Below are 14740 nucleotides of genomic sequence, written 5' to 3'. Positions count from 1 at the left end.
GCGCGTTGCAAAGATGTAGCACAGGCTTCAGCTTGTGCCTCGTTGCGCGGTCCCGGCGCAAGCTGAAGCTATGTTACAAGGGGCGAGGCTGCGCCCGGTCGATGCAATGCCCCCGTCCGGCGGCACAACGTCCGGCTGCATCTTTTGTCCGGATAACGCCCACCCTTTGGCGCGTACTTTTCCGGTCTAAAGCTCCTCTATGCCCGTTCCAAATCTCTTGTTGGTTTTCGTAAAGCCGATAAAAAGCGGCCTGCTGCCGCTACTGCTGTGCCTGCTGACGCTGGAGCCCGTTGCCGCCCAGCTCCGGCCCCGTCTGCCCACCGCCGTCGTTGTGCCCGACACCGTGACGCACGACGACTCGCACCGGCTCGAAGTGGCATACACCACGCTGAGCGGCATTTCGGGGCAGGTACGGAATGTGTTCGACACCCGGGAAGTGGGGGAGGAGCTGCCCGATATCGACGAAAACCTGCACGCCATCCGGCACAGCGTGGAGGAAACCGGGCAGGTGGTCGACATCAAGCAGCTGCAAATGTGCCAGCTGATGCTCGTCAACACTCAGGAGCAGCTGGCCGAGTGGCGCACGGCACTGGGCGAGGCCCACGAAGCGCTCGAAGCCATGCAGGGCCGGCTGGCCGGCCTGGCCCGTCCGCCCGCCCGTGCCCCCAATCCTGACGCGGCGGCGCTGGCCCTGGAGCGCGCCGATTCGGCCCTGCAAGTGCGGCAAAAGCGCATCGGCGGGTTGCTCGCCAAGCGCTTCGAGCGGGCCAAGCAGCTGCAAACGCAGGTAGCCGCCAGCTACATTCAAACGCTGGAATTGCAGGATGAGGTGGGCGACCAGCTGCGCCGCTTCGGGCGCACCACAATCAAGGCGGCCTTTCCGCCGCTGTGGGCGGCGCGGGCCACGCCGGGGCCGCCAGTTGATGCTGATGAGGACCAGGACGAGCGGTACAAGCGCGAAATCATCGGCTTTTATTTTGCCAACAACTGGGATAACTGGGCCTTCATGTTCCTCATCGGGCTGGTGTTCTACGGCTGGGTCCGCTTCAACTACCGCCGGGTGCAAGCGCGCACGCTGGCGCTGGAAGAGAATTTTCGCTACCTGCGGCCGGGGCCGGTAGCGGCTACCTGCGTGGTGGTGTTCAGCCTGGCCCCGGCCCTGGAGCTGCACCCGCCGCCCGTGTACCTGGCGCTGTTGCAGGCGCTGCTGTTGGTGGCCCTCACGGCGGTATTTGCCCGAAGCTGGTCGCGGCAGCTGTTTCGGTACTGGCTGGGGCTGGTGGCGTTCGTGGTGGTGCTTACCATCACCAACGCCAACGCGGCCACCGGCCTGGGCGCGCGCTGGGGCCTGCTGGTGCTGAATGTGCTGGCGGCCGGCCTGGGCGCGCTGCTGCTGCTGCGCCTGCGCGAAACCATGGCGCTGCTGCGCTTCCTCATCCCCGTGACGTGGCTGTTTATTGGGCTGAACCTGCTGGCGGTGGTCTGCAATGTGTTTGGGCGGCTGAGTCTGGCGAAGATGTTCGGCACGGCGGCCATTTTCGGGCTCACGCAGGGCATTGGGCTGGCGGTGTTCGTGGAGCTGTTCACGGAGGCGTTTCACTTGCAGATTCTGGGCACGCGCTCGGGCGATGGCGGGCAGGCCACCTTCGATTTCGACAAGATTGAAACCCATTTGCTGCGCCTGCTCACGGGCGTGGCGGCGGCGCTGTGGCTGCTGGTGTTCACCTCCAACCTCAACGTGTACAATACCCTCTACGCCGGGCTGGAGCAGGTGCTCACGGCCCCGCACACGCTGGGCAGCACCGAATTCACGCTCGGCAATATCCTGCTGTTCTTCTTCATCCTTTTCGTATCGGCCCAATTGCAGCAATATATCGGCTACTTTTTTGGCGATGTAGGGGAGGACGACAACGCCGAGGCGCGGCACCGGGGCTCGTGGCTGGTGGCGTTGCGGCTGCTGCTGGTGGTGGTGGGCTTCGCGCTGGCCACGGCCGCCACGGGCCTGCCCTTGAGCAAAATTGCCATCGTGTTTGGGGCGCTCAGCGTGGGCATCGGGCTGGGCTTGCAGAGCATTGTGAACAACCTGGTGTCGGGCATTATCCTGATTTTTGAGCGGCCGTTTCACGTCGGCGATTTCATTGAGGTGGCCGGCAAGGCGGGCCGGGTGCAGGACATCGGCATCCGGTCGAGCAAGCTTACTTCGGTGACGGGTTCTGAAATCATCGTGCCCAATGGGGATTTGCTTTCCAACCACGTCATCAACTGGACGCGCACCAACGACCACATTCGGGTGGACCTCGTGCTGAAAATGGCCCCCGGCACCGACCTGCAAACCGACCTGCAAACCGCCCGCGAGCTGATTCAGGAGGAAATCAAAACCAGCCCCTACACCATGCACAACCTGCCGCCCGAAATCCTGCTCAGCAGCATCAACGGGCAGGTGTACGAGCTAAAAGTGCTGTTTTGGATTACCAATATCCGCCAAGAGCAGCTCACGAAGAGCGAGATTCTATCGGGGATTTACCGGCGGTTCACGGCGCAGGGGCTGATGCTGAGCTAGAAAATCAGGGGGATGCCGACACGATGTAGAGGCACCACATTGCGTCTCACCGTTAGCGCCGCTGACCTACCGACTGCTGATGTTGGTTAGGTGGCGCAGCTCCGGTCGTTCAACGACGAGACGCAATGAGGCATCTCTACATCGTGTCGGCGGCTGGTTCTGAAATAGAATGTTCCGGCTACCGCCGAGAAACAAAAATCCGGGCGGCGGCAGCCGTCGCGGGCACGGCGGCAACGGATTTCCGGCCGGCGGCCGCCGCTGGGGAGGCGGCCGCAACGGTTGCCCAGCCGCCAGCAATGGCTGGGGAAGCGCCCGAAACGGCTGGGGAGCGGGCAAAAATGCCCTATGCCCCGGCCGCAGCCATTGGGGAGGGGGCGGAAGCGGCCGGGGAACCGGCGGCAGGCAGCGGGGCCGCGCCGGGCCCGGCCGGGGGGCTTATAACGGTTGAAAAAGACTTGGTTGCAAGGGTAGTTATTGCATTTTTCCTCTACGGCGGCCGGGGCGTTTGGAAGCCGGAATAAGCTGCCTACATTTGGCCGGAGCAATTGGCTCACCACCCCCATCATCTACCCTGAATGGCTATGACGAAGTCCGGACTACCCGTGTCGCAAGGCGACCTGTACCTGCTGTTGCCCCTGGCGTGGCAGGCCTACACCGACCACCTCAGCGATTTCGCTGACTACAAAAGCGGCTACACCGCCCAGCTGGCCACCACCCAGGCCCAGGCCCTGAAGGCGGCCCAGGCCCTGCCCGACGATACCGCCCGCTCGGCCCAGGCCGAAGCCGTGCGCCAGCAGCTGGTGCCCCAACTGGCCGAATACCTCGCCGCCTGGCAGCGCCTCGATGGCTACATTGAGGAGGCTTATCCCGAGAGCTACGACACCATGCGCAACGCCGCCGGCCACGGCAGCTACGACGCGGCCGCCCACAACGACTGGGCCAGCGCAACTACCCTACTGGCCGCGGCCCACACCTTCGGCGAGGACCACAAAGACGAGCTGCTGGCCAAGGGCCAGATGCCCGCCACCTTCCTCACCAACACCCTGGCCGCCGAGGCCGCCGACGTCACCAAGCTGCTGGCGGAGTACCAGCGCCTAAAAGGTACCGCCCAACAAGGCACCACGGCCCAGCAAACCGCCAACCGCGCCCTCTTCGACGACTACCAGAAGCTGAACCGCGACGCTCAGCGCATCTTCCGCCGCCAGCCCGACGTGGCCCGCCTCTTCCAGACCGAGTACCTGCTGGGCCTGGTGCGCGGCCCCGGCCAGGCGGGCCTGCGCGGCACCCTGGCCCTGGCCAGCGGCAGCCCCGCGCCGGGCATCACGGTAGAGGTGCCGGGCCTGAAAAGCCCCCTCTCCACCCTCACCGACGCCGATGGCCGCTACGCCCTGCCCGTCCCGGCGGGGGAGTACACGGTGGTTTTCAGCGGCGCGGGCTATGCACGGCAGGAGGTGCCGGTGACGGTGCAAGCCGGGGTGAAGAAGCGGCTGGATGGGGTGATGGGGAAGATTTAAGAATAAATAAAAAATTATAGATATAATTCCTTACATTGTGTTGACACTCATAAACCCATCTTGAGATGACACCTGCTCCAAAATTGATGCCCACCGACCCGGTAACTGCCATTGAGCGGGTAACAAAGCTTTTCGAGCGCGAAAGACTTGTATTCATGGTAATTAATATTCTTTCGATACTAACTATATTAGCGATTGGAGGTAAGCTTTTTATTGAGAACAGACTAAAAACAGCGGAAATCGCACTGTTTTTTGGGTCTACGGGGTTGATAACATTCAGTACTAGTCAATTGATAAAAATGTGGGCTGAGTCAATGAAAATTCTGAAGATAATTCTGATTAACGGAACCACATCTGTTTCCCATGAAGACGGCAATTGATGATTTAGATAACTTGGGTCGTGTATCCAAAAAAGCGACGACAATAAGCTTGGCGGGGGTAGCTATTATGGTAGCGACTTTGTTAGCAAGCTTTTTTGCACTCCGACATTTGGAAAACTCAACAAAGATTAAAACACAACAACTAAAGGCACTTAATGAAGAAATAAAACTTACAGAACAAGAATTGAAGCGTAGGAAAACGGATGTCTTGGTTTTAAAATCGAACTTAGAGGCTGGGAGAACCAAAATTAACCTGATAGATACGTCCAGAATTACCCTGCCATTAAAACAACCTGTCAGTTATGATAATACTAACGCACATGATTTGAACACCCATTTAGATGCTAATTCAAAGCTGGTACGGGCACCACTTGTATTAAAATCAAATCATTCTAAAAACAAAATTCCGCATGTAAACGCCAATGGTGGGGATATTAACACCATTCTTGAGGGATGGGCATATTATGGCATTCGCGATGGCGATGGATGGAATATTCGGTATTTTGATAATAAGTCCGAAGGTAAAACAGCCGTGCCAATAGCTGGTTCCATGATATCTTCAACGGCAAAAATCAATCTCAGGGCCGGCTATATAACGTATGACGAAATTAATGGATGGCAGAATAAGCCTGCGGTAGGTGCAATTAAGCCAGGAATTGAATTTAGAGTAATTGCAGTGCATCCAATACAGGATAATGAGAATTTTATTTGGGTTAAAATTGAACAGGTAACTAAGCAAAACGATTTACAGGCTATTCAATGATGCAAGTATATTTTTTCTTAAATATAAGTATTTGATTTTTTGTAAAATCAGAATTTTGAGCGAGTTGTTTAGTGTAAGTTTTATTGCTCAACCCAACATTACTTGGCGTGGGGGATACTTGGTAGCAACTAGGGCATAGGCACAGTATTCACTTGGAAAGTGTAAGCGTGGATAATCAATTTAGGTAGTTATTATAACTATCGAAATAAACCAAAAGACTGATGGCCGCTGGCTGTCGGTAGTGCTCGAATTACTGGCACACTGACGGATTGTACCATGCGGGCGCAAGTATCGCCAATGCGCAGTCATTGGCAATATTCGTTATCATCGGACGGTTGGAACAGGGCGAGGAAGTGCCGGATTTGGCGAAAGTGATTTCGATTGCCGTGTGAGTGATTCCATTCTCTTGCGGCTATGAAAGACCAGTCCGTATTATACTTAACTGTGGGACTGATCTTTGGATAAACCCGCTGAATAGATTAGCTGTGAGGAGAAGAATTCGCTTGGTGGGAGGGTTGGTGCTGGCTGCAGGCCTGTGGACGGGCTGCTACAACACTACCAAAACCTCCCATTCCCCGAAACCCCGACCCAGCCAGCCAAATTAAAACCCCCGGCCTCGCCGGCCCACCTGCCAAAGGGTGCGGTGTCGGGCGATTTCGACGGCGACGGCACTGCCGAATACGTGTGGCTGGTGCCGCCCGAAGTGACCGGCGAAATGGAGTGCCAGGGCGGTTGCACAAGCTACCTACGGTTCTCGAAGGCGCGGTTTCCGGCCATTGCGAAGGGGGACTGCATCGGGGGCACGCCCACCAACCTGGGCGATTTGAACGGGGACGGGGGCGATGAAATCGGGCTGCTGCCGGAGTGGTTCACCAGCTGCTGGATGGACTACTTCGTGTACACCTACCGGGCCGGCCAGTGGCGGCCCTTGGTGAAGCCCTTCGCCACGCACTGCAACCAGTGGGAGGCTGGGGTGAAGCCCATTGAGAAAGACCCCGGCCGGAAGGGTTTCGTCCTGATTCGGTACATGGAAATGGGCGATACCACGTTTGCCGTAAAAACCATGTCGGTGCCGGTGGAGTGAGGAGCGGCGAGTGGGGGCGGCTCAGCACAGTAGGGGACGGGACGGGCGCGAAAACCCCGGTGCTGGCGTCCGTGCTACACCGTTTGGTTTTCCTGCTGGGTCAGGCCGCGAGTTTGGAGTCGCCGGTGGTTTCGGAAGCGCGCTGCATGCCGGCGTAGGTCACGTCCCACTCGTGGCTGGCGAGGCGGAAGTCGCCGGGCCGGATGGTGGCATTGGGGTTGAGTTTACTCCGGTTGGTGATGGGGGCGGTGGTCTTTTTATTGACGGGTAGCGGGCGGGTTGGGGCGGGCACTCCTGCGGTATTCTGCTTCGGGCTTCTTGCTTTTTTGCATCCCGGCGGCCCGGTTCTTCTGCCCTGAATTCCGTATAGCGGCCCAAACCTATTGCATTCCATTTCATGAAATCAACCAACCAAAAGCCCCGCCCCCGCGTGCTGGTCACGGGCGGCACCGGCAAGCTGGGCAAAGTGTGCGTAGCCGATTTGCAGGCCCACGGCTATGACGTATTCGTGGTCGACACTGTGCCGGCCGACAAAGGCGTACCCCACATGGTGGCCGACCTTGCCGATTTCGGGCAGGCGCTGGATGCGCTGTCCTCCGTGGGCCAGGAGATTTACGCGGGCGTGGCCCCGCAGGCCTTTGATGCGGTGGTGCATCTGGCGGCCATTCCCACCCCGCGCATCGCTCCCGATGCCCACATCTTCCAGAACAACATCATGAGCACCTACAACGTGTTCGAGGCGGCGCGCCGGCTGGGCATCCGCAACGTCATCTGGGCCAGCAGCGAAACCACGCTGGGCGAACCCTTCGACGAAGCCGCGCCCTACGCGCCTGTGGACGAGGACTACCCGCTGCGCGCCAAAAGTGCCTACGCCCTGGCCAAGGTGCTGATGGAAGACATGGCCCGCCAGTTCTGCTACCAGACGCCGGATATGAAGCTCGTGGGCCTGCGCTTCAGTAACGTGATGGAGCCCGCCGACTACGCCAAATTCCCGGCCTATGACGACGACCCGCAGGAGCGCAAATGGAACATGTGGGCCTACATCGATGCCCGCGACGGGGCCCAGGCCATTCGCAAAGCCGTGGAGTGGGCGGCTACCGGCATGCACGCCTTCATCATCGCCAATGCCGATACCGTGATGTCAAAATCCTCGACGGAGTTGATGGCTGAGGTATTCCCGACGGTGGAAGTGCGCAAGAAGCTGGGCCGACACGAAACCTTGCTCTCCATTGAAAAAGCACGCCGCGAGCTGGGCTACGAGCCCGAATACAGCTGGCGCGAGGCCAAAACCAAGATAATAGCCAAGACGGGCAAGGCGTAGGCAGATTGCGCCAATGCTGCCGCCCGCAGGCATTAATGCCCGAATTTTATCCAACCTGTGGCTTTTTCGGGCGTAAACCCAGGCAGCCGGGCATTCTTCCGGCGCTACACTTCTTACTTTCCAAACCACGATGAGCATCTTCAGCAGCGACAAACTCAAGGGCAAGAAAATTGCCATCATTGCCACCGACGGCTTCGAGCAGGCCGAGCTCGACGAGCCCAAGAAATACCTCGAAGGCGAGGGGGCCGAAACCCATGTCATCTCCCTCAAAAGCGGCTCCATCAAGGGCTGGGATGGCCCCAACAAGGACTGGGGCAGCAAAGTCGATGTCGACAAAGTCATCACCGACGTGAAGCCCGCCGACTACGATGCCCTGGTGCTGCCCGGCGGCCAGATGAACCCCGACATCCTGCGCCTGAACAAGGATGTGGTGGCTTTTGTGAAGGAGTTCGCCGGCTCGGGCAAAGTGGTAGCCGCCATCTGCCACGGCCCTTGGACGCTGATTGAAGCCGGCGTGGTAAGCGGCAAGCGCATGACCAGCTGGCCCAGCCTGCACACCGACCTCAAGAATGCCGGGGCCCAATGGGAAGACTCTGAAGTGGTGTGCGACCACGGCCTCATCACCAGCCGCAAGCCGGAAGACATTCCGGCCTTCAACAAGAAGATTGTGGAGGAGATGCTGGAGCCCCAGCACGGCGGGCAGAACTAAGGTATCCTGCCGTTTTCGGCTAAACGATTTGGCTGAAACCAGAACGTCATGCTGAGCGAAGTCGAAGCATCTCTACCGCAGTAGTAATCCCAATTATAAGGATTAGTTACGCGGTAGAGATGCTTCGACTTCGCTCAGCATGACGTTCTCTCTTTTGGTTATGCCAACCGAACCCGCTACCGCCAGCCGCCGCCTAGCGCGTGGTAGAGGTCCGTCACGGCCTGGCGCTGTTGCAGCTGGTCGTTCACGCCATTGAGCTGGGCTTGTAGCAGGTTTTGCCGGGCCGTGAGCACCTCGGTGTAGTTGGCGAAGCCGGCGCGCAGCAGCTCCTGCGTGTATTCCACCGACTTGCGCAGCGACTCCAACTGCAGGGCGCGTATGCGGGCTTTGTCGGTGGCGCTTTGATAGGAAAAGAGGGCGTTGGAAACCTCCTGGCCGGCCACAAACATGGTTTGCTGGTAGGTGGCGAGGTATTCTTGCTGCAAGGCTTCCGACCGGCGCAGGCGCGCCCGGTTGAGGCCCTGGCTGAAAATGGGCTGCGCCAGCCCGCCCACAATGCTGGCAAATACGGCCGTGGGCGAGAACAAATTACTGAGTGTGGTGCTGGTGAGGCCGCCGTTGGCCGTGATGGTGAAGCTGGGGTAGAAGTAGGCCCGCGCCGCGTTGCTCTGCTCGAAGCTCGACTCGAAGGCGAATTCGGCCTGCTGCACATCGGGGCGGTTGCGCAGCAGCTGGCCGGGCACGCCCGTGAGCAGGGGCGGAGCGGCATCCTGGGCAGCCAGCGTGCTGCGGTCGACGGGGCCGGGCGTGCGGCCGAGCAGCGTGGCCAGCAGGTTTTCGGTCTGGCGGATGTTGCGCTGAAGGTCGGGAATGGTGACTTCGGCGGCGTAGCGCTGGGCTTCGCTCTGCACCACGGCCGCGCCAGTCACCACGTCGCCTTCCAGCAGCAGGCGCATGGTTTCCACGTCCTTGATGCGGTTCTGAACGGTTTGCTGGGTGATGTCGAGCTGGGCATCGAGGGCCAGCAGGGCGTAATAGTTGTCGGCAATGTCGGCGATGAGCTGGGTTTGCACCACGCGGCGGTAGGCTTCGCTTTGGCGCACGGCGGCTACGTAGGAGCGTTTGGTGCTGCGCAGCTTGCCCCACACATCGGCCTCCCAGCTACTGCTCAGGCCCAGCAGGTACTGGTGGGCCGTGCCCCCGGTGACCACCGTGGATTGGTCGGTGCTGGTGGTGCCCGTAGTGCCGCCCGTAGTGGTTCCGCCCGTGGTGGTGCCGCCCGTGGTCGTACCCCCGGTAGTAGTGCCGCCCGTGGTCGTGCCGCCGGTGGTGCCGCCAGTCGTGGTGCCCGTAGTGGTGGTGCTGCCACCGGTGCCCGTGCTCACGAAAGCGCCGCCAATGCGCGAGAGCGTGGTGGTGGCCCGGCCGCTCAAGCTGGGCAGAAACGCGGCGCGGCTCTGGGCCAGCAGGGCCTGGTTTTGCTCGATGCGGGCCAGGGCCACTTGCAGGTTGCGGTTGTTGGCGAGGCCTTCAGTGATGAGCTTTTGCAGCTGCGGGTCGGTGAAGAGCTGCTGCCAGGGGCGGGTGGCCAGGGAAGTCGTGTCGGTGGTGGCCGCGTCGCGGAAGAGGCCGGTGGTGGCCGTTTCGGGGCGGCTGTAGGGGTGCAGCAGCTGGCAGCCAGCCGCCAGCAAGAGCACAGGGGAAAGATACTTGAGGAATTTGCTGGCAGTCATTGCAATGGAATTAATACCTATACGCAGGCCTGAGTTGAGGGCAAATCTCTAGGCCAACGCCGGCTCCCGCTTTTCTTCCGGCTTTTTCTCGCCGTCCTTGGCGGGCGGGCCGCCTTCGGTTTCTTCTTTTTCCAGCTGCTCCCTGGTCTTGGGCGGGCCGCTGATGCGCTCCTGCAATCCTTCAAAAATGATGAAAAGCACGGGGATGAAAAACACGCCCACCAGCGTGCCAAACAGCATGCCGCCGATGGCGCCGGCCCCGATGCTCTTGTTGCCGTTGGCCCCCGCGCCGCTGGCAAACAGCAGGGGCATCAGGCCAAACACGAAGGCGAACGACGTCATCAGGATGGGGCGCAGGCGGGCTTTGGCCCCTTCGAGGGCGGCATCCATTATTTCCAGGCCGTGGTCGCGGCGGCGGGCCAGCGAGAATTCGATGATGAGGATGGCGTTTTTGGCCAGCAGGCCAATAAGCATAATCACCGAAATCTGAAGGTAGATGTTGTTGTCGATGCCGAAAACCTTGGCGAACAAATACGTCCCGCACAGGCCAATCGGAATCGAAAACAGCACCGCGAACGGCAGAATGTAGCTCTCGTACTGCGCACTCAGCAGCAGGTACACGAACACCAGCGACAGCGCGAAAATGTAGAGCGACTGCTTGCCGCTGTTCTGCTCCTCGCGGCTGATGCCCGAAAATTCGTAGCCGTAGCCGGCCGGCAGCTTCTGGGCCACTTCCTGAATGGCAATCAGGGCCTGCCCCGAGCTGGTGCCTTCCTTGGGCGAGCCATTCACCGAAATGGAGGTGAAGAGGTTGAAGCGGGAGAGGCTTTCGGGGCCGTATGTGCGGGTCAGGGTTACGAACTCGGTGAGTGGAGCCATGGTGCCGGCGGCGTTGCGCACGAAGACCTTGCTCAGGCCCTCGGGGTTGGCGCGGTAGGCCGAGTCGGCCTGTATCATCACCCGGTACTGCTTGCCAAACTGATTAAAGTTGGAGGCGTAGGAGCCGCCGTAGAACACTTGCATGGCGTTCAAAATGTCCTTTTCGGTGAGGCCGGCCTGCTTCACTTTGGCCACGTTCACCGCCATTTGGTACTGCGGGAAGCCGGGGTTGAAGGCCGTGGTGGCGTACTGGATTTCGGGGCGCTTGCTGAGCTCGGCCAGGAAGTCCTGGGCTACTTTGTAGAACTCGGCCGTGGTGTGCCCGCCCTTGTCCTGGAGCTGGAACGTGAAGCCGCCCGTCTGCCCAAAACCGGTGATGGTAGGCTGCGAGTTGCTGCGAATATCGCCGGCCCGGATGTGGGCCGTGAGCTTGGTGATTTCCTTGATAACGGCCTCGTTGTTCATCTTCTTGCGCTCGTCCCAAGGCTTGAGGCGCACGATGACCATGCCGTAGGCACTGCCCTGTCCGGCCAGGAAGTTCTGGCCCGTGATGCGCAACGTGCCCTTCACCGCCGGAATGGTCCGAATCAGGCTGTCGACTTCCATGTTTACGGCTGTGGTGCGCTCCAGCGTGGAGGCCGGTGGCAGGCTCACGTTCACGAAAATAGTGCCCATGTCCTCGCTCGGCACAAAGCTGCTCGGCGTGGTCGTCATCAGGAAATACAGTCCCACCCCGAAGCCCGCCACGGCAATCAACGATAGCCACTTGCGGCCCGAAAGGAACGTTACGGCCTTCGTGTATTTGCCCACCAGCGCGTCATAGGCCGCGTTGAAGGCGATGCTGAAGCGCTGCATGAAAGTCTTTTTTTCCGGCGCAGCTTTGGCTTGCTGGCCGTCGTGGTTTTCCCCGCCTTCCGTGGCCTCGCCCTCGTGGTGCGGCGGTTTCAGGAACAGCGCCGCCAGTGCCGGGCACAAAGTCAGGGCATTTACGGCCGAAATCAGAATGGCCACCGCCAGCGTGATGCCGAACTGCTTATAGAAAACCCCCACCGAACCGCTGATGAACGTGACCGGCAGAAACACCGCCGCCATCACCAGCGTGATGCTGAGAATGGCCCCGGTTATCTCGTTCATGGCATCAATGGCGGCCTTGCGCGGGGAAGTGTAGCCGCCCTCCAGCTTGGCATGCACGGCTTCTACCACCACAATGGCGTCATCGACCACGATGCCAATGGCCAGCACCAACGCAAAGAGGGTGAGTAGGTTGATGCTGTAACCGAAAACCTTCAAAAAGAAGAAGGTGCCAATAATGGAAACCGGCACCGACACGCCGTGGATAATCGTGGACCGGAAATCCTGGAGGAAAATGAAAATCACCAGGAACACCAGCGCAAAACACTCCAGCAGCGTGTGAATCACCTTGTCAATGGAAGCGTCCAGGAAGTCGTTGATATTGACCAGGTTGGTGTAGTGGATGCCGGCTGGAAACGACTTCTCGGCCTCCTTCAGCACGGCCAGCGACTTCTCAATCACGTCGCGGGCGTTGGAACCTGGCGTCTGGTTCACCGAAATGCCCACCGAGGGCTTGCCGTAGGTGGCGCTGTTGCTGCTGTAGGCCTGCGCGCCCAGCTCCAGGCGGGCTACGTCCTTGAGGTGCAGCAGCTGGCCCTGGCCGGTGCTTTTGAGCACAATGTTCTCGAACTGCTCCACCGATTGCAGCTTGCCAGTATACTTGATGACATATTGGAAGCTCTGGTCGGAGTTTTCGCCAAATTTGCCGGGGGCGGCTTCCACGTTCTGGTCGGCCAGCGCGGCCGAGATATCGGCCGGCGTGAGACCGTAGATGGCCATCACGTCGGGCTTGAGCCACACGCGCATGGCATAGTCGCGCGAGCCGAAAGCGTTGGAGTTGCCCACGCCGTTCACCCGCTTGATTTGCGGGACGATGTTAATCTGGGCGTAGTTCTGCAGGAAGGTCTGGTCGTAGGCTGGATTATCGGAGTACAGGGCGAAAATCAACAGGTTACTACTCTGCTGCTTGCGCACCGTCACCCCCGCCAAGGTCACTTCCTGGGGCAGCAGGCTGGTGGCGCTGGCCACGCGGTTCTGCACGTCCACGGCCGCCTGGTCGGGGTCGGTGCCCACGTTGAAGTACACCTGAATGCTGCCTGCGCCCTCATTGGTGGCCGAAGACGTCATGTAGGTCATGCCTTCCACACCGTTTATCTGCTCCTCCAGCGGCACCAGCACGCTTTTCAGCACCACGTCGGCATTGGCACCCGCGTAGCTGGCCGATACCTGCACGGTGGGCGGCGAAATGTCGGGATACTGCGCAATGGGCAACTGCAACAGCCCCAGCACGCCCAATAGCACAATTATTACCGAAATAACGGTTGAGAGCACGGGGCGCTCAATGAATATTTTTAGCATAAACCTGGGTTGAATACTCTGCTTTATATCTGAGGCAAGTAGAGCATGACGTTCAGAATAGTTATGGCTCTTCTTAACTACCTGCCGCCACTTCCTTTTCCTTCGGCGCGGCTTTCACCACCTTGGGCCGAATCTTCATGCCTTCCTTCAGCCCACTGATGCCTTCCAGCACCACCTGCTGGCCTGCTTTCAGCCCCTTTTGCACCACGAACGAAGTCCCGTCCGGGGTGGGCACTACTGTGATGGCAGCAGCGTGGGCGGCCGTGTCTCGCCCCACCACGTAGGCGAAACGCTTGCCTTGCAACTCGTAAGTGGCACTTTGCGGAATGATGAGGGCATTATCGATGGGGTGCTGGGTGCGAACCGAGCCGCTGCTGCCGCTCCGCAACAGGCCCTGCGGGTTGGGGAAGGTGGCGCGGAAGCTGCTGGCCCCGGTTTCGGTGTTAATCTGACCAATGGCGGTTTTCACGCGGCCGGGATGGTTATACAAGCTGCCGTCGGCCAGCACCAGCAGGACGTCAGGCACATGCGAGAGCTTCTCTTGCAGCGTATTGCCGGGGCGGCGGCGGGCAAAATCCAGCAGCGCTTTTTCGCTGAGCGAGAAATACGCGTACACGCTGCCCACACTCGAAATAGTGGTCAGCGGGTCGGCCGAAGCGCTGCTCACCAGGCTGCCGATTTTATTGGGAATCGTGCCCATCACCCCATCCACCGGGCTGGTGATGGTGGTGTAGCCCAGGTTGGTGAGGGCATTGGAAAGCGTGGCCTGCGCCTGGGCCAGCGCGGCTTCCTTCGCCTCCCGAGTGTATTGCGCGCCTTCGAGCTGGTACTTGCTGATGATGCCCTTGTTCACCAGCGGACGCACTTTTTCTACGCCCATGCGGGCCGCGTCCACGTCGGCCTGCGCGGTTTTGATGCCGGCGCGGGCCGTCCGCACCTCCTGCTCGTATTGCGGCGCGCTGATGTGGAAGAGCTTCTGGCCCTTCTTCACGCTCGCCCCTTCATCCACGTAAATGGCTTCCACAAACCCGTCCACCTTGGGCCGGATTTCCACGTTCTGCTGCCCCTGAATGGTGGCTGGGTAGTCCTGGAACAGCGTCACCGTATCAGGCCGCACCACCAGCACCGGGTAGTCCTTGATGGGCGCGGGGCCGCCATCCTTACCGCCCTTACCGCCGGCTTCGTCGTCTTTCTTCTTGGAGTTGCAGGCCGCCACGCTCAGCAGCACCAGCAGCAGGGCCGCCCGGCCAGGCAAAAATATATTCATATACGGTAGCATTGCTTCGCGTTTGTAGGCGAGCCATTTACCGATACGAAAGCAGGTTGCAAAAAGCTGATTTCTGCGGCCCATAATCGGCCTGGCCCGG

General features: G+C 59.8%; 10 protein-coding genes. 6 read left to right on the top strand and 4 right to left on the bottom strand.

Annotation, left to right across the window (positions count from 1 at the left end):
• Positions 1 to 199: 199 nt before the first annotated feature.
• The 4 genes from ACVWYF_RS10835 to ACVWYF_RS10820 all read left to right on the top strand — a co-directional run bounded on the left by ACVWYF_RS10835 (position 200) and on the right by ACVWYF_RS10820 (position 6301).
• The gene (locus ACVWYF_RS10835; RefSeq protein WP_457067716.1) at positions 200 to 2560 is read left to right on the top strand and encodes a mechanosensitive ion channel family protein; all 2361 of its coding nucleotides are present in this window, start codon (positions 200 to 202) and stop codon (positions 2558 to 2560) included.
• Positions 2561 to 3141: 581 nt separating this feature from the next.
• Positions 3142 to 4074: a carboxypeptidase-like regulatory domain-containing protein gene (locus tag ACVWYF_RS10830; protein WP_457067714.1), complete on the top strand. Its 933-nt coding sequence runs from the start codon at positions 3142 to 3144 to the stop codon at positions 4072 to 4074.
• A gap of 363 nt (positions 4075 to 4437) precedes the next feature.
• Complete coding sequence (locus ACVWYF_RS10825) at positions 4438 to 5217, top strand: hypothetical protein (RefSeq protein ID WP_457067712.1); 780 nt, start codon at positions 4438 to 4440, stop codon at positions 5215 to 5217.
• A 643-nt stretch (positions 5218 to 5860) separates the two neighbouring features.
• Positions 5861 to 6301: a hypothetical protein gene (locus tag ACVWYF_RS10820; RefSeq protein ID WP_457067710.1), complete on the top strand. Its 441-nt coding sequence runs from the start codon at positions 5861 to 5863 to the stop codon at positions 6299 to 6301.
• 100 nt (positions 6302 to 6401) lie between these two features.
• On the opposite strand, the gene ACVWYF_RS10815 is transcribed toward ACVWYF_RS10820, so the two are convergent.
• Entirely contained in the window at positions 6402 to 6593 is a 192-nt protein-coding gene (locus ACVWYF_RS10815; RefSeq protein WP_457067708.1) for a hypothetical protein, read from the bottom strand.
• Between the two features lie 105 nt (positions 6594 to 6698).
• On the opposite strand from ACVWYF_RS10815, the gene ACVWYF_RS10810 reads away from it, so the two are divergent.
• Together ACVWYF_RS10810 and ACVWYF_RS10805 are read left to right on the top strand one after the other, a co-directional pair.
• Positions 6699 to 7622: an NAD-dependent epimerase/dehydratase family protein gene (locus ACVWYF_RS10810; protein ID WP_457067706.1), complete on the top strand. Its 924-nt coding sequence runs from the start codon at positions 6699 to 6701 to the stop codon at positions 7620 to 7622.
• 130 nt (positions 7623 to 7752) lie between these two features.
• The gene (locus ACVWYF_RS10805) at positions 7753 to 8331 is read left to right on the top strand and encodes a type 1 glutamine amidotransferase domain-containing protein (protein ID WP_457067704.1); all 579 of its coding nucleotides are present in this window, start codon (positions 7753 to 7755) and stop codon (positions 8329 to 8331) included.
• Positions 8332 to 8507: 176 nt separating this feature from the next.
• On the opposite strand, the gene ACVWYF_RS10800 is transcribed toward ACVWYF_RS10805, so the two are convergent.
• The 3 genes from ACVWYF_RS10800 to ACVWYF_RS10790 form a co-directional block, all read right to left on the bottom strand.
• Entirely contained in the window at positions 8508 to 10064 is a 1557-nt protein-coding gene (locus tag ACVWYF_RS10800; protein ID WP_457067702.1) for an efflux transporter outer membrane subunit, read from the bottom strand.
• Positions 10065 to 10112: 48 nt separating this feature from the next.
• Positions 10113 to 13373 carry an efflux RND transporter permease subunit gene (locus ACVWYF_RS10795; protein WP_457067700.1) on the bottom strand — a complete coding sequence of 1087 codons (3261 nt, stop codon included), beginning with the start codon at positions 13371 to 13373 and terminating at the stop codon, positions 10113 to 10115.
• Positions 13374 to 13446: 73 nt separating this feature from the next.
• Entirely contained in the window at positions 13447 to 14640 is a 1194-nt protein-coding gene (locus ACVWYF_RS10790) for an efflux RND transporter periplasmic adaptor subunit (RefSeq protein ID WP_457067697.1), read from the bottom strand.
• Positions 14641 to 14740: the final 100 nt, after the last annotated feature.

Source organism: Hymenobacter sp. UYAg731 (genome assembly GCF_054061335.1).
The sequence above is the reverse complement of the archived record's forward strand: the minus strand, read 5'-3'. Positions and strand labels throughout refer to the sequence as shown.

Bases quoted from the DNA above. Each gene is read 5' to 3' on its own strand.
- ACVWYF_RS10835 (WP_457067716.1), top strand. From the start codon at position 200: ATGCCCGTTCCAAATCTCTTGTTGGTTTTCGTAAAGCCGATAAAAAGC.
- ACVWYF_RS10800 (WP_457067702.1), bottom strand. From the start codon at position 10,064: ATGACTGCCAGCAAATTCCTCAAGTATCTTTCCCCTGTGCTCTTGCTG.
- ACVWYF_RS10790 (WP_457067697.1), bottom strand. From the start codon at position 14,640: ATGAATATATTTTTGCCTGGCCGGGCGGCCCTGCTGCTGGTGCTGCTG.
- ACVWYF_RS10830 (WP_457067714.1), top strand. From the start codon at position 3,142: ATGACGAAGTCCGGACTACCCGTGTCGCAAGGCGACCTGTACCTGCTG.
- ACVWYF_RS10805 (WP_457067704.1), top strand. From the start codon at position 7,753: ATGAGCATCTTCAGCAGCGACAAACTCAAGGGCAAGAAAATTGCCATC.
- ACVWYF_RS10795 (WP_457067700.1), bottom strand. From the start codon at position 13,373: ATGCTAAAAATATTCATTGAGCGCCCCGTGCTCTCAACCGTTATTTCG.
- ACVWYF_RS10810 (WP_457067706.1), top strand. From the start codon at position 6,699: ATGAAATCAACCAACCAAAAGCCCCGCCCCCGCGTGCTGGTCACGGGC.
- ACVWYF_RS10825 (WP_457067712.1), top strand. From the start codon at position 4,438: ATGAAGACGGCAATTGATGATTTAGATAACTTGGGTCGTGTATCCAAA.